Origin of the sequence: Microscilla marina ATCC 23134, assembly GCF_000169175.1 — a bacterium.
In the GTDB taxonomy this organism is placed as follows: domain Bacteria; phylum Bacteroidota; class Bacteroidia; order Cytophagales; family Microscillaceae; genus Microscilla; species Microscilla marina.
This window is the reverse complement of sequence record NZ_AAWS01000065.1, coordinates 13,917-37,314: the sequence shown is the minus strand read 5'-3', so window position 1 is coordinate 37,314 and position 23,398 is coordinate 13,917. Positions and strand designations below refer to the sequence as shown.

At 42.0% G+C, this 23,398-nt stretch carries 15 protein-coding genes; 6 read left to right on the top strand and 9 right to left on the bottom strand.

Going from position 1 to position 23,398, the window contains the following annotated elements; all coding sequences use genetic code 11:
* Positions 1-32: 32 nt before the first annotated feature.
* Entirely contained in the window at positions 33-4,592 is a 4,560-nt protein-coding gene (locus tag M23134_RS39335) for a GEVED domain-containing protein (protein ID WP_157558779.1), read from the bottom strand.
* A gap of 475 nt (positions 4,593-5,067) precedes the next feature.
* Between M23134_RS39335 and M23134_RS33515 the strand changes: the two genes are divergently transcribed.
* Positions 5,068-6,594, top strand: coding sequence for a PAS domain-containing protein (locus M23134_RS33515; protein WP_002704489.1), 1,527 nt, complete (start codon positions 5,068-5,070; stop codon positions 6,592-6,594).
* A gap of 238 nt (positions 6,595-6,832) precedes the next feature.
* Here M23134_RS33515 and M23134_RS33510 read toward each other — a convergent pair whose 3' ends face one another.
* From M23134_RS33510 to M23134_RS33500, 3 genes are all read right to left on the bottom strand, one after another.
* The gene (locus M23134_RS33510) at positions 6,833-7,588 is read right to left on the bottom strand and encodes an SDR family NAD(P)-dependent oxidoreductase (protein WP_045114860.1); all 756 of its coding nucleotides are present in this window, start codon (positions 7,586-7,588) and stop codon (positions 6,833-6,835) included.
* Positions 7,589-7,751: 163 nt separating this feature from the next.
* The gene (locus M23134_RS33505) at positions 7,752-8,552 is read right to left on the bottom strand and encodes a helix-turn-helix transcriptional regulator (protein WP_045114859.1); all 801 of its coding nucleotides are present in this window, start codon (positions 8,550-8,552) and stop codon (positions 7,752-7,754) included.
* Between the two features lie 193 nt (positions 8,553-8,745).
* A complete protein-coding gene (locus tag M23134_RS33500) occupies positions 8,746-9,228 on the bottom strand; it encodes a TonB family protein (RefSeq protein WP_002704483.1) in 483 nt (160 codons plus the stop codon).
* 404 nt (positions 9,229-9,632) lie between these two features.
* Here M23134_RS33500 and M23134_RS33495 point away from each other — a divergent pair, with 404 nt between their 5' ends.
* Complete coding sequence (locus M23134_RS33495) at positions 9,633-11,009, top strand: sigma-54-dependent transcriptional regulator (protein WP_002704481.1); 1,377 nt, start codon at positions 9,633-9,635, stop codon at positions 11,007-11,009.
* On the top strand, positions 10,999-12,402 hold the full coding sequence (locus tag M23134_RS33490) for a sensor histidine kinase (RefSeq protein WP_002704479.1): 1,404 nt from the start codon (positions 10,999-11,001) through the stop codon (positions 12,400-12,402). Before M23134_RS33495 ends, M23134_RS33490 begins: the two co-directional genes overlap by 11 nt.
* A gap of 63 nt (positions 12,403-12,465) precedes the next feature.
* On the opposite strand, the gene M23134_RS33485 is transcribed toward M23134_RS33490, so the two are convergent.
* Positions 12,466-12,873, bottom strand: a complete 408-nt coding sequence (locus tag M23134_RS33485) for an OsmC family protein (RefSeq protein WP_002704476.1) — start codon at positions 12,871-12,873, stop codon at positions 12,466-12,468.
* A 243-nt stretch (positions 12,874-13,116) separates the two neighbouring features.
* On the opposite strand from M23134_RS33485, the gene M23134_RS33480 reads away from it, so the two are divergent.
* Positions 13,117-13,872 carry a hypothetical protein gene (locus M23134_RS33480; RefSeq protein ID WP_045114858.1) on the top strand — a complete coding sequence of 252 codons (756 nt, stop codon included), beginning with the start codon at positions 13,117-13,119 and terminating at the stop codon, positions 13,870-13,872.
* Between the two features lie 89 nt (positions 13,873-13,961).
* Positions 13,962-14,648, top strand: coding sequence for a tRNA (5-methylaminomethyl-2-thiouridine)(34)-methyltransferase MnmD (gene mnmD / locus M23134_RS33475; RefSeq protein WP_045114869.1), 687 nt, complete (start codon positions 13,962-13,964; stop codon positions 14,646-14,648).
* Positions 14,649-14,735: 87 nt separating this feature from the next.
* Here the strand turns inward: mnmD and M23134_RS33470 are convergent, their stop codons facing one another.
* Positions 14,736-17,258 carry a DUF5686 and carboxypeptidase-like regulatory domain-containing protein gene (locus M23134_RS33470; RefSeq protein WP_157558778.1) on the bottom strand — a complete coding sequence of 841 codons (2,523 nt, stop codon included), beginning with the start codon at positions 17,256-17,258 and terminating at the stop codon, positions 14,736-14,738.
* A gap of 878 nt (positions 17,259-18,136) precedes the next feature.
* On the opposite strand from M23134_RS33470, the gene M23134_RS33465 reads away from it, so the two are divergent.
* Positions 18,137-18,910 (top strand): MerR family transcriptional regulator, encoded by a 774-nt coding sequence (locus M23134_RS33465; RefSeq protein WP_002704467.1) that lies wholly within the window; start codon positions 18,137-18,139, stop codon positions 18,908-18,910.
* Between the two features lie 833 nt (positions 18,911-19,743).
* Here M23134_RS33465 and M23134_RS33460 read toward each other — a convergent pair.
* The 3 genes from M23134_RS33460 to kdsA all read right to left on the bottom strand — a co-directional run bounded on the left by M23134_RS33460 (position 19,744) and on the right by kdsA (position 23,237).
* Positions 19,744-20,718, bottom strand: a complete 975-nt coding sequence (locus M23134_RS33460; RefSeq protein WP_002704461.1) for a phosphatase PAP2 family protein — start codon at positions 20,716-20,718, stop codon at positions 19,744-19,746.
* Between the two features lie 340 nt (positions 20,719-21,058).
* Entirely contained in the window at positions 21,059-22,093 is a 1,035-nt protein-coding gene (locus M23134_RS33455; RefSeq protein ID WP_002704459.1) for a transaldolase family protein, read from the bottom strand.
* Between the two features lie 289 nt (positions 22,094-22,382).
* Entirely contained in the window at positions 22,383-23,237 is an 855-nt protein-coding gene (kdsA, locus tag M23134_RS33450; RefSeq protein ID WP_002704457.1) for a 3-deoxy-8-phosphooctulonate synthase, read from the bottom strand.
* Positions 23,238-23,398: the final 161 nt, after the last annotated feature.

The window sequence follows — 23,398 nt, the reverse complement described above, 5'->3', positions numbered from 1 at the left end:
TACAAGGCCTTTGCTATTTAATAAAATGAGTTTTAATTTTTAATCATCCGTTTGACAGTGTGCGAGTTGCCCAGCTTCACTTGTAGCAAATACACTCCCTTGGCAAGATGACTTAATACTAGAGGAATATTCAATGCCCGATGATTTTTGACGACTTTCCACGAACGCACGTTCACCCCAGCTGCCGTTAACAAATGGAGTGTAACCTCCCCTTGAGCAAAATTGTCTATTTTTACCACTGCCCGATCATTTGCCGGGTTGGGCGATACACTCACCGCTTTGGCAAATAAGGTATCACCTATGCCATTAACTCCCCCCGGAATGATGATTGAGTAGTCTTCAGTTTCGCCCCAACTGTATTGTCCGCAAGGTTTAATTGCTGCCAAAGCTGTACTATTATCTGCATCATTGCTGGTTTTTTCACGCAGTACCAAGCGCATTCTTGTAGTGCCACCCGTAGCGTTGGCTGGTACTGTAATATTTGCTGTAAAGTCGCCATTGTTCATCATAGCAGATGCTGCTACCTCTTCGCCGCTGTCATCAAAATCCCCATCCCTGTTCCAATCCACATACACCTTGATACCTTTGCTGTAGTCAGTCCCACAAGTGCCCAAAGTAACGCTTAAAGTGTACTGTTTACCCACTTCTACAGAGGTGCTTTTTGAGGTAAAGTCGCTATAAGTAGTACAGCCACTGGCAGAGCTATTATCTATGGTATTAAATACTACCCGTTCTATTCGAGAGTCGGCATCATCGCCCGCACTTGAGCTACAGTAAGTAATTGTATTTCCTCCTCCACTGCTTCCGCCTGTAATCTGAATCGTATAGTCTTGGGTTTCGCCCCACTGAAAAAAACCACAGGCTTTTGTATTGTCAACAGCGTCCTGATTGGTGGCGTCATTGTTTATTTTTTCTCTGCATACTACTCTCATCCTCACATTACCATTGGTCAAATTGGTAGGAGCAGTAATATTTTTGGTAAAATTGCCACTCCCTATCACGCCCGAAACTGCCACTATTTCGTTGGCATCGTCAAAATCACGGTCACCGTTCCAGTCAATAAATACTTTTACCACCTTGCTGTATTCTGATCCACACGTACCCAAAGTGATCGCCAAGGGTAAAGTTTGCCCTGGAGTGATTTGGGTAGCAATGCTGGTATAATCGCTATAGGTCGCACATTGAGCATTGGTAACATTGTGAATGCTGCCAAAAACCACTTTGTCGATACGTGAATCATCTGAGGCACTTTCCAGCGAAGGGTCAGGTCCCGATTTGCAATACGTTGCATTGCCCACCGTAAAATTAGCCGGGCTTTCGGCAACCCCACCCGTAGCCGCTATTTTAATTTTACCCGTAGTGGCATTGGCAGGTACTATGGCTGTGATCTGTGCCGATGATATGATATTAAAAGTAGCACTTACCCCATTGAACAACACCGAGCCAGCACCAGTAAAATTACTGCCATTGATCGTTATTTGGTTGCCCTCTACTCCGCTGGTGGGCGAAAAACCACTAATGACCGGAGCAGAGCCGCTGGTGCCAATCACAATGCTATAGTCCTCGGTTTCGCCCCAGGAGTAAGTACCACAAGCTTTGGTATTACTCACTGCAGTAGCAGCATTATCTCCTGATTCTTTTTCACGACATACTACCCGCATACGGGTGGTACCGTTGGTGGCTCCCGAAGGCACCGTGATATTTTGGGTAAATACCCCGTTGCTCATCACTGCCGAAGCTGCTACTTCTTCGCCCCCGTCGTCAAAGTCACCGTCGTGGTTCCAGTCAATAAAAACCTTCACTACTTTGCTATATTCTCCGCCACAAGTGCCCAAAGTAATGCTCAAGCTATGGGTTTGCCCTTGCACCACATTGGTTGATACCGAACTAAAATCGCTGTAACTTACGCAACCTCCATTTTGGGTATTGCCGGTTTCGCCCGAACTATTATTAATCGTATTAAATACTACTTTCTCTATGCGTGAATCATCGGTTGAGTTTGCCTTAGACTCACAATAGGTAGCCGTGGTTCCACCACCTGTACCCAAACTAAAGTTCACTGTGCTTGCGCTGGTACCATTGCCTGTGGTAACGGTTATTTTTCCGGTAGAAGCTCCTGTAGGCACTGTAGCCGTTATTTGAGTAGTCGAAACTACATTGAAAGTAACTGCACCCACTCCGTTAAACCTGACCGCAGTAGCGCCCGAAAAGTTAATACCCTGAATGGTTACCGATGTGCCTATGTTGCCACTGGTAGGGCTAAAGCTGGTAATGCTTGGGGCAGTAGGCGATGCTGCACTGTTGTATAAGTTTGACTCCCACAGACCACGCCCATAGGTGCCTGCTTTTAACTTGCTGGTGGCCTTTTGAATTTCCAGTTCACGGACTACCACATTGGGCAAGCCATTGCTAAAGCTGATCCAGTCGCCTAAAGCATTGTTGCGATAAAAAATACCCACATCGGTTCCTATATACAAACTACCATTGTTGGCGTTGGCATCTTCTACAATACAATTTACTGGCAAATTGGGCAAAGAACCAGAAATGTTTACCCAACTGCTTCCTCCATTGGTTGTTTGATAAACCTTGTGACCACTTGAATATCCCGATAGTGTAACCCATACCTTGTTTGGGTCGCTGGCAGCTACCGCAATGTAGGTAATAGCACTGCTGGATACTGGTAAATTGCTGGTAATGTTGCTCCAGCTACTGGTGTTGGTAGTGCGGTAAATAGCCCTATAACTGGAGGCATAAATGGTATTGGAGCTTGATGGAGCCACTAGTACTGCGTTGAGGTTGGAAGTGCCCGTTTGTCCATTAGAAATATTGCTCCAGCTATCGCCTCGGTTGGTAGATCTGTACACGTCTTTATAACCCACCACTATAGTTTGAGGGTTGCTGGGGTCAAGCGCATAAGGTGTAACCCAGGCGCCTTTGGGTTTGCCAGGTACATTGTCAGAAATAGTAGAATATGAGCCATTCATACGGCGGGTAATGCGCCCATAGTATATGCTATAGTATTGAATATTTTCGTTGGTAGGGTCAATGATACACTCCATACCATCGCCTCCGCCTATGTTAGCCCAGGTAGCACCCGATTTGAGCTTGGTACCGTTGTCTTGAGCACCTGTTACCACATAGTTGGCATTGCTTTGTGAGACGCCTATTTTATAAAACTGTGTGTGAGCCATTCCGTTGGTAAGGTCGGTCCAGGTTGTTCCCCCATTGGTGGTTTTATAAATTCCCCCATCGTTGCATTCATACATTGTACTGGTTTGCCCAGAGTGGTATACCAGGTAATGCTTATCGGCGTGTACTGTAGCCACTTTTCCGGTGCTGTACCACATAGTATTGATTGTCCAACTTGAGCCACCATCAGTACTTTGCCAATTGTTTACACCTCCTATATTGATAAGGTTGGCATTGGTAGGCGAAACAGTAATGGCAAGGTCATACCAACCTTGTCCTCCGGTATCATTTCCGTTAATGTCCCACCCCAACAGGTTTTTAGAAGCACTACTGTAGGTCAGCGAAAACGATGCGCCGCTATTATTGGACGTATAAAACCCCGCAAAACCATTGTCTCCACCACTGGCAACCGCCGCCACAAAACCAGGACTAGCTGCCGAAACAGCAATGGCTACTCTGCCCTTGCCACTAAAGTTAGTGGTTTGTGTCCAGCTACTGCCGGTATTGGTAGATACAAATACCTGATGGCTGCTATTACTGCCTCGTCCGGTGGCATACATAGTAGAGGGAGTGCCTGGCTTGAGTTCTAAATCGCGAAAGAATCCTGAAGCACTCAACGACCAGCTTGCTCCTGCATTGGTGGTTTTGTAGATACCTTCTGAAGTAGCGGCTACCAAAATATCGGGGTTGTTGGGGTGAATCAACAGTACTGAAATTTGCCGGCCCTGCGACATTTGCCAGTTCAAACCAGTGGTGTTCCAGGTGGCCCCTCCATCGGTAGACTTCATAACGCCCAAACTTGGGGTGTCGCCTCCATCAGCATCGCCAGTGGCTATATACATAATGTTACCATTAGAGGGGTGAATGGCAATGGAGGATACGCCAATAATGGGTAAGTTATCAGTGAGATTGGTCCAGCTGGAGCCTCCATTGGTTGTTTTCCAGAGTCCTCCGGCAGGAGTACCCACATAAAAAGTATTGACATTTTGAGGGTCAAAACTCACGCAATTGATGCGTCCCACTCCGTCATACCCTCCAGGAGAAGAGCTAGGACCCAGTGAACTCCAGTTGCCAGACCCTGTGGTACGTTGAGTGTGACCGTTTTTTAGTTTGGGGTGGGCTTGCACATATTTGCTCCACTCTGCTTGTTTGATACCTGCTTGTGGGAACGAACCATTGGGTAATACCCTTTTTTCCCAAAAGTATTCCCAGCGTTTAAATTGTTTGTAACCTCGGGCGCGTTGGTAGGGGCGGTCTTGCCAGTATTCATCAAATGATTTTTTAATGTCATAGAAGTTAGCGTTTTTTTGCTGCATTTTTTGTGTCCACTCCTGTGCCTGTCCAAGAGTGATACTAATTAAAAAAAAGGAGAGTGAAATAATCGAAAATTTAAAGGTATTCATAGTTGTAATTATTGTAAAGGTTGTTGCATACTTATTGCCTTTGTCATTTGTGTTTAACCAAGTTGGGATACTATTGAAGCGAATGTGTGCAAAGGGTGAATAAGTGGGTTGGAGTATTTTTGTGTTTATCTTATATATTGCTGTTTACGCATTCGCCCTGCTATAGTTGATTGGTTGCTTATGGAACAGAGTGATATTTGTGACATTGATATATCAGCAGTCTAGTTGCTGTCAGGCTACATATAATGGTTTTATACCCAATACAGGCACTTTTTCTACTAAAAAAAGTTTCACTTTCGAAGCACTTTTTTTGTTATTTAAGGTTTGTTACTAATAAACAATAGGTAAAATTACTTATTTTGATTTATTCATCGATTTTTTAATTATTTCATAGTGTTAAAAGGATGGTTTTTGCTGCCCTATTATTCATTAACAGATAAGCTAGCTTATACTTTAACACTAAGAATGATGAACAATGGGTAAGAACTATTTTTTAACAAACTCGCCTCTAGTAAGTGCAGGAAAACAGAAAAAATTTTCAAGACAAAGGGCTGTAGTACAGTGGCTGCTACAAGCACCAGAGAGCATACAATTTGTACTGGCTCCTTGCCATAACCGTTATAACCGTCCCGATGACTTTATTTTTGTAGAAGCAAATGAAGCTGCTGGAGCAATGATGGGTAAGAGTCTTAAAGACTTGATTGGACAGCGGTTGATAGAACTACTCAATATTAATCCATTCCATAGTTTTTTTCAAAACTATTTACGCACTTTCTTGTATCATACACCACTCGAAGAAAATATAGAGTTTCCATTGTTGGCACGTAAAGGCAAAAGAATAACCCACCGTGCCGAAGCGGTAGATGATGTGTTGGTGGTTACGGTAAAAGTTGAAAGCTTGCACCAAGGCGATGCCAGAGATGAAGTAGAAACTCAATTGGAAGATGCACTAACGGAAGCTGAAAATAGGGAGCAAGGTTTGAAGCATACTGTGGAACAAAAGCCTATAGATGTTACTGCCTCTGTTTCCGACGAATTGGACAAGGTAGAAGAAATGCCAGTTTTAGCGGAAGCGGAACATATAGGTACTACTGCCTCTGTTTCCGACGAATTGGACAAGGTAGAAGAAATGCCAGTTTTAGCGGAAGCGGAACAAAAGCCTATAGATGCTGCTACCATTATTTCCGACGAATTGGACAAGGTAGAAGAAATGCCAGTTTTAGCGGAAGCGGAACATATAGGTATTACTGCTTCTCTTTCCGGCGGATTGGACAAGGCAAAAGAATCCTCAGTTTTAGCGAAAGCGGGATATACTGAAAACCTTACTATAAAGGGAGTGGAGAAGACACGCTATGAAACCATAGAAACAAGCAAAAACTTTACTTTGGCTACCTTTGAACTAGAAACCGAAGAGGATGCAGCAGCTACTCAGGAAGAGAGCAGTAGTTTTACTCTGGCCACCTTTGTTGAACTTGAAAGCAAAGTGATATTGGCACAAAAAACCACTCCTCAACCAACGAGTGAAGAACCAATTCAGGTAAATAACCTGCTTCAAGTACCTGATACTAATACGCAAGGGGTGACGGCAAAACCTATGACAGTAGTGGAAGCACAAACGGAGTCGTTTGAAACTGCTAAGGTATCGCAACGGGTGTCATTGGAGGGCAAAGTAGAATATACTGACCCAACTTTGGCCAAAGTGCTAGAACTGGAAAATACCCACCCGTCAGGCGTATTTATGCAAGACATTTTACACAAAGTATCACAGTTGCCCTACCAGTTGGCAGTGACAAAGGCAAAAGCTGGACAAAAAGTGGAAGATTTACCGTTGACATTTACTACGCAATCGGGCAACTATGTAAAAGTAAAGGCATTGATTGTACCTCAAACCAATCAGGGTAAAGTCGCCAGTATTCATCACTTTTTCGAGGTACTACACAGCACCCCTCATTTCAACGAAGTATCTTTGTTTGGGCAGGTACCCTCGTTTAATGCCTTTTAGTGATCTTTCATAAATAATTTGAGCCATTAAAGTGTATCTATTGCCCTCATTCTTCTCAAAAAAAAAGCCCCATAGCTTTGGCTATGCACCGTTTTTTTTGAATCGTCTGAGAACAATATATTTTCTTAAATTGGCACATCTTATTTTTTTCAGATCACTTAGGGTAAGAATTTAGTTATATTTTACTATAAAAAACAGGAAGCATGTACTTAGGTAGCTTCCTGTTTTTTTTGTGTATTTAATTTCTTCCTGCCATTACTCCACCATCTACATCCCAGATAGCCCCCGTTACCCAGGCACTTTGGTCGGTCAATAGAAAATGTACCGCTTTTGCCACATCTTCGGGGGTGCCAATACGCCCCATAGGGTGAAAGTCGTTGAAACCTTGCAATGTCTCTTTTACTTGAGCAGGTTCAATAAAAGCTTCATAAATAGGGGTAATCACCACCGCTGGTGACACTGCATTTACCCTGATGTTGAATTCGGCAAGCTCCATTGCTAAATGTTGGGTAAAACTGTGCAGCCCGGCTTTAGCCATAGAGTAAGCCGAAGAAGGGGTAGCCTTGATGGCTTGCTTTGCCCACATAGAGCCAATATTTACAATGGCTCCTCCTCCGGTAGTTTTCATTTGATGGGCAATGGTTTGGGTTATAAAAAACATGGCTTTGTTGAGTTCCAGGTAAGTGTCATAGTCTTGAATGGTATACTCCAAAAATGGTTTGGGCTTAAAATATCCGGCAGCATTTACCAAATACTTAATATTGGTGTATTGCCTGGTCAGTGTTTGTTGCAAGTCTTGTACCTGGGCAGCATCGTACAAGTCTGCCGAAATGGTATGTACTGTGCCCCAGGTGCTGAGTTCCTCTTGCGCGCTTTGCAGTTTTTGTTTATTGCGTCCTACAATGACTACTTCTGCCCCTTCTTTTAATAATAAAGCAGCACTTGCTTTGCCCATTCCACTAGAGCCTCCAATAACAATGGCTTGTTTGTTCATCGTGATTTTTTTTTGTTGATAAATGTACCTCAAACGAGTTCCTCCTCTTCTAAGTCGCTGAAATAACGCGTCAGAGGCACTGGGTTGTTCTTAATATTTGATAGCACAAAGGTAGGGGCGGCAAAGCGGGCAAAATGGTAATATCAGGTACAAGAATGGTAAATTAGGGCAGGCTTGCTCTAAAGTCTTTGGGAGTAAGGGAGGCTTGTTTTTTAAAAAACTTGGTGAAATAAGTGGCTTGCTCAAAACCTAAGGCATAGCCAACTTCTTTGATAGACAGTGTAGTGTTAGACAATAAACGCTTGGCTTCAAGGGTTTTGCGTTGCGCAATAAATTGGGCGGGGGTTTGATGCAAGTGGGTTTGAGTAAGTGCAGACAGTTTTTTGCTGTGTATGTGCAGGCTTTCGCTAATTTGACCAATGCTAAGCGGAGTGGCGAGGTGTTGCTCTACAGTTTTGCGAAAAGCAAACAGCAACTCAGCGTCACCCAAGGAGGGTGGGGCAGGATTGGTGGCTTGTTGGCGGTTTATGCGTTCTATCAACACTAAAAAACTGCTGAACAAATGGTATAACAACTCTTTTTGTTGAAAACGTGTTTGCTTTAGTTCGTCTTGCATCAAAGTAAGCAGTTGCGTCATTTTGGGCAAATATTCGTGGGGGATTGGGGCGTTGGAGGGGTTGCCCAACCCATTAAACAATAAATAACGCAAAGATTTGGGTACCTCGCTTTGCTGGTGCATCAAAAAATAATCATTAAAATGAATGAGTACTCCCTGGTTGGCAGCTTCGGGGCAAAAATAATGTACCTGGTGCTTGTCTAAGAAGGTCAAAGATTGGGCTGGCAACTGATGTACCTCAAAATCAATAAAGTGATTGCCCGCTTCATAAAACCATAAAATCTGATAAAATGAATGGCGATGGGGCTTGATGCAATGCGTATGTTTTTTTTCGAAGTATGGGCGCATGGGTTGTACCTCGAAGTGCAGTTTTGAATAATCGTTTTTGTGTAAATGATACTGTTTAATCACTGGATAGTTGCTTTTGTGTTAAGGTTTCAGAGTTTGTGTAAATTAGATTTTGAGCGTTGACTATCAGAAGTTTAAACAAAAAAGGCACAAAAAATGAAACGTGATCGTTTTTGTATGATGTATTGCTTTTTTAGATATTTTCTTCTGCCAAACAAGGTCGTATGGTTCTGGAGTTGATTAAAAACCCGAAATAGTCAGCCGAAGGCATTCCATTGATTGTAAAATGTATGGCTACCTCAAATACTCGATCGATTTGGTCGCCTTGCAAGACTGGCAAAGTAGGACGTTTACAGTTTTTAAAAGCGCGTAACACCTCTTCGTCAATCCCGTAGCCCAATCCCTGACTCACAATTATTTTGCTCAAGGCGCCATTGGTATACACACCAAAGCGTACTTTGACGCACCCCGTAATGCAATGATTAAGAGCTTGTGTAGGGTAGCTTATTTCGTGGTAAATATCAGCAGAAAAATACTGAAGTCTTTTGTTTTGGGGCAAGTTTATTGGTATGCCCTGGGTAAGCATAGTCCGTTCACTGGGCACATCTGCGTCGGCAGTGTTCCACCATAGTTTGCCAATGCTGCACAAAATCAATATGATCAGGGCTTTTTTCATAAATTTTATCGTACGAACTTGTCTTAGTAAAACGTAAAAAATAAAGTATTCCAGTAGAACAAAATATTTGGTAGGTGGGCGATGAAAAAAATCTTTGCATAGCCAAAGCTATGGAACTATTTTTTGAAAAAGCACCCCTGCCAGAGATGTCGTTTTGTGGACTAGGTTATTTTTGTAGTTTTACTTAAGTTACGATTTTTTTTCATAAAAACTTCATTTCCTTTTTCGCAAAAAGTTTCTGCTTAATTTCACCCGTCAACTGTTCGTTTTCGATGCAATTTTTGTTCGCTAACGGTCAATTTATTAACTTGATTTATCCGAAAACCTACTTTACACGCTGTCAGATGGCTTGGCATTGATTTAGCCCCTTTGGACAACAACAAAACATAAAAAATATAAGCACGATGGATAAAAAGCTGGGAAACATATTAATTGTAGACGATGATGAAGACATTTTGCTTGCTGCCAAGATGCTGCTTAAGCGCCATGCGCAAAAAGTAATTATTGAGAAAAACCCTAAAAAAATCCCTTTTCTGCTCAATCATGACTCGTATGATGTGATTTTGTTGGACATGAATTTTGTAGAAGATACTACTACTGGCAAAGAAGGTATTTTTTGGTTGAAGGAAATTATTCAGCGTGACCCTCAGGCGGTGGTGATTATGATTACCGCCTATGGGGGAGTAGAGCTTGCCGTAGAAGCTTTGAAAGAAGGGGCTACCGATTTTGTGCTCAAGCCCTGGCAAAACGAAAAACTGATTGCTACCATATCGGCGGCAGCCCAGCTCAATAGCAGCCGCAAAGAAGTAACGACCCTAAAGCAAGCCAAACAAACGTTGGTACGTGACCTGGAGCAACCTTTTGGCGATATGTTGGGCGAAAGTGCTGGAATGAGAAACGTCAAAGCAATTATTCAGAAAGTAGCAAAAACCGATGCCAATGTATTGATTCTGGGCGAAAATGGTACTGGTAAAGAGCTGGTAGCGCGGGCTTTGCATAAGCAGTCGAGCCGTGCTTCGAAAGACTTTATTGGGGTAGATATGGGTGCCATAGCCGAAACACTGTTCGAGAGCGAACTTTTTGGGCACAAAAAAGGCGCCTTTACTGATGCTAAAGAAGATCGCATTGGCAGGTTTGAAATTGCCAATAAGGGTTCTTTATTTTTAGATGAAATAGGCAACCTGCCGCTCAACCTTCAGGCCAAATTGCTCGCCGTATTGCAAAACCGGGAAGTGATTCCGCTAGGGGCATCGCGGGCTGTGCCTATAGACATTCGTTTGATATGTGCTACCAACATGCCCATTGATGACATGATAGCCCAAAAGGAGTTTAGGCAAGACTTGTTGTACCGAATAAACACGGTAGAAGTGTATTTGCCTCCATTACGCGAACGGGGCGAAGATATTCCGTTGCTGGCGCGTCATTTTCTGCAATCTTATGCAAAAAAATACAAACGTCCCGAAAAAAAACTGAGTGCTGCTGCCCTTACCCGTTTGCAACAATACCATTGGCCAGGCAATGTACGAGAGCTGCAGCACGCCATAGAACGCACCGTTATTATGAGCGATGAAGCATTGATTCAACCCGACGATTTTTTCTTTTTGAGTCAAAAACAATCGACTGAGGGCGATCAGCTGAATACACTCAACCTGGATGAAATGGAAAAAACAGTCATTGAAAAAGCATTACAAAAATACAATGGCAATATATCTAAAGCTGCTCGTGAGTTGGGGCTTACCAGGGCATCTTTGTACCGAAGATTAGAAAAATATGGTATTTAAACTCTTTCGTACTGGGCTCATTTTCAGAATATTGATACTGGCTTTGAGTATCTTTGGGTTCACTTGGCTGTTACTCCAGACAAGCTATTACATCTCTATGTTTACCCTCAGTTGTATTATTTTTATACAAGTAGGGATGCTCATCAGGTACACTGAACGCACCAATGTTGCCTACAGTAAGTTTTTAGATTCGATAGAATATGATGATTTTTCTCAAACCTATACTTCGAGGGGTTTGGGGCAATCTTTTGACAACCTCAATACGCAATTTAACCGGGTCATTCAAAAGTTTCAGGAAGTGCGTGCCGAAAAAGAAGCACAATACCATTACCTCAAAACCATTGTACAACACATAGACATTGGCTTGTTGGTGCTGGATGACACAGGCAGTGTACAGCTGATCAATAGTGCTGCTCAAAAGTTGTTAAATATCAACCACTTGAGCCATATCAAGCAATTGCGCGACACTCACCAGCCTTTGGTACAGTTGATTGCACAAGAAAATAGTATCTCGGATAAAACCCGTGAGGTGGTAAAGCTGACAATGAACGAAGAAATTGCGCACTTGATTGTACGTGCTACTAATATTACCCTGCGAAGCAAACAGTTCAAGATAGTGTCGTTGCAGGACATTCAGAGTGAACTAGAGGAAAAAGAAATGGAAGCCTGGCAAAACCTGATCAGGGTATTGACCCACGAAATTATCAATTCGGTTACGCCCATTGCTTCTTTGTCGGCTACGGTACACGAAGACCTGGAATATTATAAAAAAGAAATTGAGGAACACCAACAAGGTACACAAGAAGAAAAAATCAGGCTACCTGCCGATTATTTTACTGAATCGTTGGAAGATGTGCACCAGGCAGTGCGCACCATTCAACGCAGGTCGGAAGGACTGATTCATTTTGTGCGTGATTTCCGTAACCTGACCAAAATTCCCTTGCCCGATTTACAAACCTTGTCGGTAAAAGAGCTTTTTGAATCTATCAATACCCTGCTCAAAGAAGAAATGAAACAGCAAGGCATACGGTTCTCCTGTCAAACCTACCCTAAAAACCTACAGTTGATTGCTGACCCTCACTTGTTGGAACAGGTATTGATCAACTTACTCAAAAATGCTACCCATGCCGTAGAAGACAAAGAAGATAAGCAAATTAGCCTTATTGCGAGCACCGACAAGGTAGGGAAGGTGGTGATTAAGGTATATGACAACGGAACAGGGATTGGCGAGGAGGCAAAGAAAAAAGTATTTATACCTTTGTTTACTACCAAAAAAAATGGTTCAGGCATTGGATTGAGCCTGTCGCGGCAAGTGATGCGTTTGCATGGTGGTACCATCAATGTGAACTCTACCCCACAGGTCGAAACTGTGTTTACCTTAAGGTTTGCCTAAAGCCTAACATCAACAAAATAATAAAAAACACCCGCCATAGTGGTGGTGGGTGTTTTTTGATGTCTACCAACTGAAAGTAACCATTTGCTTGAGGTCAGTACTCAGGCTTTTGGCTACCGGGCAGTTTAAGGCTACTTCTTTGAGCTTGGTTTGCTGTGCTTCGGTCAATTGCAAACTTGCCGGAAACTGAAAGTTGACGTGTATTTCAGACACTCTGCGTGGATTATTACCCATTACTTTGGTTGTTTCTATTTGGGTATCGGTCAGGTCGATATCGGCGGTTCTTGCCCAAATGCCCATGACCGTGAGCATACAAGCGCCCAAAGCAGTGGCTACCAAATCGGTAGGAGAAAAAGTCTCTCCCTTGCCGTGGTTGTCAGTAGGAGCATCGGTTACCAATGTATTGCCAGATTTGAGATGAGTAGATGAAGTTCTCAACTCTCCAGTATAAATAGTACTTGCTGTTGCCATTGTTAATAAAATAGTTTTGAAACGAAAAGACGTTTTTTCAAGTTAATGTAAATAAATAGTATGCAAAGCACACAAGGTGAATAGATGCTTTGTTTACAACATTTGTTATTTTGCTGGCAAATTATATAATTTTGATAGTCTAAACCACAAAAGTTTTTTTTTAACGGTAAAACATGGTAGTTTTAATAAGGTTGTATACACACTACCGCGCATCATTTCATTACCACAACATTCTTAATTCTAATGAAATTAAAAACAATTATATGTATTTTATGGATGGCTTTGTGGCCATTGAGTGCGGTTCGGGCGCAGTTGCTTTCACAAGATGAAATTTATAGCCGTGAGTTTATATATGGAGTAAATTTTAATACCAATGGAGGGTTGATAGGAGGGGTAATGTTTAAAATTTCTGCCTTGCGCAATACAGTTAAAATGCGCCAATACTCTACATTTGGTGTAGAAATAGTCAACGTAAAACATAACAAAGAAACCCGCCTGAATAGCTTTACAGGCAACTCTTATATTTTCAATAAGGTAAATTATCTGTATGTGATCCGCCCTACTTATGGTCGCGACATCATTTTGTTCCGCAAGGCCCCCGATGAAGGGGTGCAGGTGTCGGCAGTGATAGCAGTAGGAGCCTCAATTGGTATCGAAAAACCTTACCATGTGTTGTATCAAAATATTCAGGACCAAAGCATTACTTCTGTCCCGTTCGACCCTGATATACACGATCCTGGTCAAATTGTAGGGGCAGGCAATTTTTTAGAAGGGTTCCAAAACGCAAGCATTGTACCTGGAATCAATGCCAAGTTGGGTTTTAGTTTTGACTTTGGCGCGTTTAAAAATAGTGTGACTGGATTTGAAGCTGGTTTTCATTATGAGGCCTTTACCAGAAAAATAGAGTTGCTTCAAAATCCATCTTCTGTTGCCCCCATCTCTAACCGACAGTTTTTTTCATCGGTGTACCTGACTATTTTCTTTGGTACAAGGAAATAAACACAGGCACAATGTTATAAAAGAATCAGCCATTGGGTAATGCTCAATGGCTGATTCTTTTTAGTTTTACCCCTAAAATAGAATTTGTCATGAACATCGAAATCATAGAGACCGAAGATGGCTCACATACCTTATTTAGCAAAACTTTCAATGAAATTTATCATTCGCGCCGAGGAGCCATTGAAGAATCTCACCATGTGTTTATAGACGCTGGGCTAAAGTATTTATTGGAGCACAAAACTGAACTTACTATTTTGGAAGTGGGCTTTGGCACTGGGCTAAACGCCTTACTTACTGCGCTGGAGGTACACCGCACTTCACACAAAATCAATTACTTTGGGGTAGAGCCTTTTCCTGTGCCATCTGCAGTGGTAGAGCAACTCAACTATCCACAGTTAATTGACCAACCCAGTGCAGCAGACTTGTACAAAGGATTGCATGAGTGCCCCTGGAACGAATGGCAAGCAGTAGAAAGCAGCTTTCAGTTGTATAAAGCGCCTGCCACTATAGAAGCTTTATTTACCCAACATGCCCTTGAAAATATACCTACCTTCGATCTGGTTTATTTTGATGCTTTTGCTCCTTCTAAGCATCCCGAAATATGGACACTAGAAGTGCTTCAGGGGATAAGGCAACACCTTGCCTCAGGCGCAATATTGGTGACTTACTGTGCCAAAGGGCAGTTTAAACGGGATTTGAAAGCCGCAGGTTTTGAACTTGAGTCGTTGCCGGGACCTCATTTTAAGCGAGAAATGACCAGAGGGAAAGCGGTATAAGTAGCCCCAGCTGGTGGTGATTGACTATAAAAAAAGCGACAAACCCTCTGAGAGTTTGTCGCTTTTTTATAAGTCAGGTGTATGCGGTTATAAAGAAAACTTGGCAGATAGTTTCACCCCAAAGTTTCTCACGCCCGGTCGATCAAGGTAAGTAATTCGGTGGAGAAAATGTACCCTCAAAAACTTGAAAATATTTTCTATGCCATAAGCTACTTCTACATACGGCATATCGCCCAATGAGGCGGCTCCTTGAATAGGGGTGCCATCGGGTGCTACGGAAGGAATGATGGCGGAATTCTCTGAACGCAATGTGCCTACCAACATATTTACCTCAGCAAAACTTCTCCACTTCAAACGGCGAAACAGCGGAATACGATTAAATATGAGCCCCTCGAAAGTATGCTCATAACGAAAAGACGCATACGTATCGCTGGTAAACTCAAGGTAGTTCATAAGGTTAAACCCGTAATTGTTGAAGAAGATGGTTTGATTACCCAAGTGACGAAACAACAGCAGGTAGGGCAGTTGTGAAGGAATATACCCTCCCGAAATTTGGTAAGAACCATTGCCAAAAGTGCCAAAACGAAACTTTTGGTCTATGTCCAGGGTGAATTTATGATAGCTAAAATCGCTGTCGATAAAACCTGCAATAAAACTTGGAATACCCAGGCGGTAACGAAAGGTAACCACAGGATAGTTAGTGCCTAAACTTATGCGCCGATTGCTTGCCTGAATAAAACGTTCGCGACGTGCCCAACGCAACTCAGCCATTAATTCGGTATTGACAAACTCGGTATTGACAGGCGAGTCGGTACGATCGGGCGCTGTATAATAAGCAAAGTGCTGAGGCAAATCGGGCAGGGTTTCAAAGGTATGGTTACGCAAACGTACTTTTAAGTTCAAACCTTTGAGCACCTCACTTTGCAAGGTGATTTTAGTATCACGCTGTAAATATAGGTTGGTATTGGTAATGTTGAAAAACCGAATAGAAGCAAGGTATAAATTAGGTAAGCGATCGTCGTCTACAGGAATAGCCGCTTGTAAAATATCGTGGGTATGACTCACGCTAAAGGTAGTCCAGGGCTTGCGTGATATAATATAGTCCATGCCCACCCCATACTTAAACTCTTTGTCCCAGGCGCCATAGGCAAGGTATCCATTAAACCCAATCTTCCGGCTAAACTTACCGTTGGTTCTGAACCCCAATCTAAAACGGTGCCCCTCATAATTGTTGAGGGCATAAGCAAACAGGTAGTTTCCAATGTCTACAGCTCCCACAGATTTGTAACCAGTGCCCAGAATAGAGATGAGTTCTACCCAGTTTTTTACCACGGGCAACTCTTTGATATTGTTAATCATAGAGTAAGTGTTTTTTTCGGCAGTAGTCAATGAATCGTGGCGATTTTTTATCCAAAAATCATCGTCATACAGTTTAAAGTCTTCTGCTACCTGAATCTGGTCATTGTAAAACCTCAATGGGTGTTTGGTTTGGGTGTCAAAGTTCTTGTTCGAGACATAAAACTTGGCAATCAGCCCTGCGGTATTACTGGTAAGTTCGGCAATGTCTATCAACACCCTGGTTTTGGTAGGTAGCCAGGCATCTTTGTCGGTAGGAGCCAGGGTTTGCTGAATTTTTATCTTTTCAAGAAAGTTAATATTGGCTTTTTTGTCTACCCGCACATCTATTTGCTTGAGTGCATAAGTAGCTTTGTCTATCCAAATGGTTCCCTCAAATGCCAAGTCGCGTTTACTCTTAGGTATCACGTCTATTTTGTAACAAAAGTGTTTGCCCAGTTGCACACTGTCCATCAAAAAATAGCGATAATGCAAACGCCAACCATCGGCAAGTGGCGACACAAAATCTTTTTGGGCAATTTTCATCCAGTTGGTATAAAAATTATATTCCTGAAAACTAGCTCCTATCAACTGTGACACAATAGAACCATCTTCGATTCCTACTCCCGTGATTTTACTTTTGAGTACATGTTCTTTGGTTTTCTTGGGGTTGCGGCGATAGTGATACTTAGACATTGTTTCAGACATGAAAATCGGAATCAATGGCTTGCCGTCATCTCCGGTAAGCTTACCTATACTATCTATGGCGGTCAGTATTTTTTTTACTGCCCGGCGTTTTGCCAGTTTTGCGCTTACATTGTCAATGTCAAACTCTACTTTGGTATAACTATCATATTCGTATTGATCCAAACGACGTTTGTCATTTTTGTTTTTGTTTTTCATCACATTCCGCATAATCGCCCACGAGGGGTTTTCGCGTGCTACAAACTTTACTTCTTCGAGTTTGGTGTTTTCGGGTTTGAGCTGAAAATTGATGGTTTGTTCTTTTTTTGTTTTATCTACTATGGCCTCTTTACTGACATAACCAATGTACGACACCATGAGTGTATCATATAGCTTGGGGGTGTTAATGGTAAAATATCCGTCAAAGTTTGTGTTGATACCAATGCTGGTACCTTTGAAATATACATTGGCAAAAGGAACCGGTTCAGCAGTTTCTATATCTTTTACCCTTCCTGTAATTTTAAATTGGGCGTATGCGTCTGTTGAAAGCACTAGCAACAATAGACAAAAGTAGTAAAATGTGTTTTTCACTGGTGTGGTTCTAATTATCATTTAAGAGATTATAATTCAATATTTCGGGGTGTTTCGTCTGATCAGTTGTTCAAAATGTGTTGAAAGTACTGCCATTGATAGTTTTGCTTGCACCAGGTTGTGAGTAGTGATCAGTAATTCCCGAATATTACAAAAAAACTACGCCTTACTTTATTTTAGGAGTGGTGTAAAAACAAAGTTCTATAGTAACACCAAGCATAAGATTCAATCCTAGAGTAAAACACCTACGCATTCTCTTATCTTCAACGCAATTGCCCAGGCTTTTGTCTCAGGGTTTTATTTTGGGTGCTACCATATATCAGACACCAAAGGTGTGCTAAAGGTTGCGCATGCAACTGGTTTTATAAAGCCAAGATAAAAAGCTTCCTCTCAAACAAAAACCATTCAGCCCCAGGTTAGTACCGTCATCGCCTCAGCTCGTGTCTCCACCATAGCCGTCAGGCTACTATTTTTTTACCCCTGAAACATCTTTCAGTATCCAAATTTTGGCGATTCGATCAGCGTGTGGGGACACTCGCTGAGGCGGTGACGGTATTTTTAAGTGATTTTTTTACTATGCTCCTCTTAGCCTGACGGCTATGGTGTCTCCACGAGCTGATCGAAACCTTCACAATGTTCCCAGACGCTGTGATGAGGCGATTTAGCTTTGCTGAGCACCGATATGCCTCGGTATTTAAGGACTCGTAAACTCGGTTGTGGAGACACAAACCGAGGCGAAAAAAATAGTAGGGTAGAGTAGCAATACAACTCACTCATAATAAGTAATTTAAAAGTTATTCGCAAAAAAAAGCACTTTTTACTTGACTCTACCCTTACGTCATAGCTTTTATTTGTAACCAACAAAAAATAAAACAACTATGGTTAATTATTCTGTAAAACAATTGGCTCGTTTGGCTGGGGTAAGTATTCGTACACTGCACTATTACGATAAGATTGGGTTGCTGGTTCCGGCACGCAAAGCAGCGTCGGGGTATAGGTATTATGGTAAAACAGAGTTATTGCGTTTGCAACAAATCTTGTTTTATAAAGAACTAAAGTACCCACTCCGGCAAATCAAAGTATTGCTTGATGCCCCTGAGTTTGACCTGTATGCATCGCTGGAACAACAAAAGCGCTTGTTGTTGGAAGAAGCCAATCGGATACAACAGCTTATAATGACCATAGATAAAACAATGGTTGGACTACAAAATACCAAAGACATGATCACAGATGAAGAATTGTATGCAGGGTTTACCCCAGAACAAAAAAGTGAATACCGCCAGGAAGTAAGCCAACGTTGGGGCGAAGACAAATTGCAGGCAGTGGAAGAAAGACTCCTTGGGCTCAATAACAAGCAGTGGACTGATATAAAAGCCAAGGGGCAAGAGGTTGAACAACTGCTGGCAGAATTGATGCAAGCCAGGCAAATAACCAATAGTTTGGTGGTACAAAAAACAATTGAACAGCACTACCTGCATATTTGTGAGTTTTGGACCCCCAACTGTGAGCAATACCGTGGCTTGGGCAAAATGTATGTAGAAGATGCCCGGTTTACTGCTCACTATGACCAATATGCCAAGGGTTTGTCCGCTTTTATTTGCGAAGCTATCGAGGTGTATTGTGACAATGGTATGAGGGTAATAGCAAGGTAAATATAGGCTTGAGGTGGTGATCAGCTAGGCTTTTTTATAGAATCACCTCACTCTTTCTCTTCTCCAAATTGCATTTTACTATATGCTATCTGCGATTTACTATAATATTGGAAGATCTGTATCTATAACTGCCCTCCCTTTAAAAGCTCATACTTTTGTGCCTGTTATCAATTAAATAACTTCCAATTATTATAGTTTATCATTTTGAAATAATTATGCGTTTATACTCCAACACTCATTTTTGGATAGCCTATTTATGCTTAGGCTGTTTTTTTTCACTACACCTCTGCCCAATCCCTTGATCAGCCTATTCCTTTTGATCCTGAAGTAAGCACTGGTACTTTGAGCAATGGCTTGAAATATTACATTAGAAAAAATGTGAAACCTGAGAAAAAAGCTGAGTTAAGGCTTGTCGTAAATGTGGGAGCGTTAGAGGAGAATGATCATCAACAAGACTGATGGGGGTACAGTTTGGAGCACACTACAAAAACTCTGGCAGTGTATCAGGCAATAATAAGGGTAAGGAATGACCAAATTTTGCAAGGACTGTGGACTTTTTTTAAAAAAAAGGGTGCAACAATATGGCTTGATCAGTACAAGGCAATGAGTTAAACAAGCCCAAAAAACACAATTAAAAAATAATTACTACTGACTCAACACTTTAAGCACTCGCTCTTTTTACAAAGAAAACTTTGAACATTTATCTTATAAGCCCAATGGTGAGATCACAACAAAAGACATACAAAATACCATTCAAGAGTTAATGAACATTAAACAGTACATTCACTTGAAACTATACCCTGAGAATTATAAAAAATAACTCAAGCCAAAAGCTACACCTTGTTATCTGACAGGGGGGGAGGTGTAGGCTGACTCCACCAACCCAGTTTTATACATACAAAAGCGGCGCTTAAAAATGAAGCAAGGGCAAACCCTGTAAATACCAAGGCAGATACCAGGCTGTATGTTGCCAAACCCAAGCGGCGACTTATATAAGTAGTGATAAATGCTGACACCGCAAAAACCAAGATAGAGTATACCCTTGGTTGCCAATGTGACGAAAGTACTGGAAGCCTCCCGGTGCTTGCTAAAATAACGTAGCCCAGATTGAGTCCTATAAAAGTACCAGTAGGAAACGCCTGTAGCCAGGGAGATAATATAAGTAATGCTAAGGCAGAAAGAAAAAACAGGCGATGAGCCCAACTGCTTTCAGGAACATTGTTGGCAACTTTCCACCCCTTGTACACGATCAAAGACACTACAACACCAATGGTGAACCCGCCTAGCACATCGCCCAGGTAATGGCGTGCCAAATACATTCGTGAGAGCATCATCAAGGGGATCAACCCTGCCCCCAAGTACCAAATCCAACGACGACGGAATACTAAAGCCGCCCCTAATGTTAAGGCAGTAATCAAGGAAGTATGTCCCGAAGGAAACCCTTCTCTTGCCGCTTTGCTGCGCCTTATTTTCACAAGCAAATTGTCTGAAAAAAGCTCAAAAAAACCTTTGGGTTGAATATTGGTCAGGTTTTGCCCTATTGGGCGATCAAAACTATTGAGGGAAGCATCTACCGCCATAGGACGAGGGTAGTCTATGAGGTGTTTGCAAAAAATGGTGACCATGATCACGTAGAAGAAAATATTGACTACGCCAAAACCTTTTTTGAAATGTGCGCCCATAATGATGGCATATACCACCAACACCAACACAGTTACGGTGCCTATTGCTGAAATGCCTTCGAAAAACCAATGAAAAAACGGGTGGTCAAACTGTTGCAGCCAGTGGTTTATATCAGTTTTGAACATAAGGTATGTTTAATTTTGTGGTGATAGATACAATAGTCCATAGTATTTAGTCGATAGTCCATAGCTGATTCGAGTAAATGTTCACCTTGTTAAATGCTGTAAACCAGTATTTTATATTAAGATTGCGTACTCACTTTATTTTTAAAAGTGTTTCGGTTTTATGCCTAAACACCCAATTAAATAGTTTTTAAATTCATAAATGACTGATAACCAGCAAACAACTTTGACTAAAATCACTGCGGAGTATTGAGATAAGCAAGTAAAGTTAAAATTTACCAATAAAAAAACCACCCTATTGATAACCAATAGGGTGGAGATGATATGTATAAAAGAGCGTTGATTACCCTACTAAATTTTGTTTTACAAAATCCTGAATGTCTAACATACCCACAGGTTTGTTGTTAGCCATTACAATGATGGTATCTATTTCTTTCTCTTTAAACAAAGCCACTGCATCGTACAAACGCGCTTCTTGAGTAATGGTGATAGGGTTGGCACTGCTCACGCAATCAGCCATTTTGTTGTCTAAGAAAGCCTTGCCTTTTTCTTTCAGGTTACGACGCAAGTCGCCATCGGTAAAGATGCCCTTTAGCTCCCCAGTGCCATTTACAATAGACACTGCACCCAAACCAGACTCAGTCATTTTGCTCAATGCATCGAAGATAGTTTCATCATCTTTTACTACAGGGTTGAAGTCTTGCATTACATCCTTCACGTTTTCAGTCATCAAGCGGGTATGCTCTACAAACTGATCGGTACCTACTGTAGTAAAATTGTTGCTGGTCAATGTTTTCATTACTTTCCATGGAGCAGTAATGGTATGCACACCAGACATAATAGCCGTGCGTACATGCTCGGCGTGGCGTACTGAAGAAAACATTACTTTGGTGTCATAACCATAATAGTTTACCGCATCCACACAGCTTTGTACCAAAGTCAACGCGTCGTGCCCCTGGTCTTGCAAACGACCCACCAACGGACATACATAAGTAGCGCCTGCCTGCATAGCCATATATGCTTGGTTAAGCGTGTATACCAGGTGAACGTTTACCATCATTCCGTGGTCACGCAATAATTTACAAGCTTTTACGCCTACATTAGATACTGGAATCTTAAAAACAGTTTTCTCTATGTCTAAGCCCAACGCAAGCAATCTTTTTGCTTCAGCCAAAATCTCTTCAGCAGTGTCGCCTAGTGCTTCTACCTGCAAAATACCAGGCTCCACCATACCAGCTAGTTTTACTATAGCTCCGTCAATATCAGTAATACCATGACGATGCATAAAAGTAGGTGTGGTAGTAAGACCTGTTAAGAAACCCATGTCAAAGGCTTCTTCTATTTCTTTGAAATCGACCGAGTCTAAATATAGTTCCATGTGAAATTAATAATGTATTTCTTTGATTTTCAAACTTTTTAAAAATATAATCGCTTAGGAACGTGATCGCCCCGTAAACGGGATTTCGGGCGTAGCCCTCAACAATAACTGTCCGGTTTAGAACATATCCTCTTTACTGACTTTCGTTACTTTTAGCCTTTGGCAGAGCTCGGCACAGCAGGGCTGCAGCCATCGGTTTTCGCCGTAGCTATGGCTACGACTGCAAAAAGTGCCTCAGCCAGCCTCGAGTATACGCCCTCAATCTCGACACTTATTTTGAACATGTTCCTTAGCTATTTTCAGCTACAGGGTACATGTTGTATTTTTTGTTAATGGCATGTATCTCTAGCAATGGCTTCATGAACTCTTCTATGTCGTACACGCACAATTGGCTTGCTGCGTCACACAGGGCAGTTTCGGGGGTAGGATGAGTTTCTATAAAAACACCATCAACCCCAGCGGCTACTCCTGATCTTGACAAAGATGGTAAAAATTCACGAGCCCCTCCTTTAGAGTCAGCACTTGGAATACCATATTTGCGAATAGAGTGAGTAACATCAAACACTACAGGATAACCCATTTGGTTAAAGTGGTAAAAACTGCGTGGGTCTACTACCAGGTCGTTGTAGCCAAAAGTATAGCCACGTTCGGTCAATACAATCCGGTCGTTGCCGGCCGACTGAACTTTTTTTACCGGGTGCTTCATGTTTTCGGGAGCCAAAAACTGCCCATGCTTGAGGTTTACCACTTTACCTGTTTTGGCAGCTTCTACCACCAACGAAGTTTGCATACATAAATATGCCGGAATCTGTAAAATGTCTAGTACCTCACCAGCCGCAGCAGCTTCGCTTGGGTGGTGAATATCCGAAAGTATAGGAAACCCAAACTCTTTTTTTACCTTTTCCAATATTTTCAAACCTTCGTCTAAGCCAGGGCCGTGGTAGTAATCTACCGAGCTACGGTTGTCTTTGGTATAAGAAGATTTAAATATAATGGGGACATCAAGGTTTTCGGCTACTTTTTTGAGATGTTCAGCGGTGCGCATCATCAAGCTTTCTTCTTCGATGACACAAGGACCAGATATGAGAAATAGTTGGCTACTACCCATAGTAATATCGCCAACTTGAACGGTTTTTTTCGTCATGTTTATTTTATTCAGTCTAAGAGGTGATATACATCTTACAACTTGCCGCCAAAGTTAAAGAATCTTTTGATAATAAAAGTATTTTACTCAGGAAGATAGCAGGCTACACTGCGGCTTTTGGGCTTGGGTATGGATAAAAGCTATGTGAAATCGATTATTGC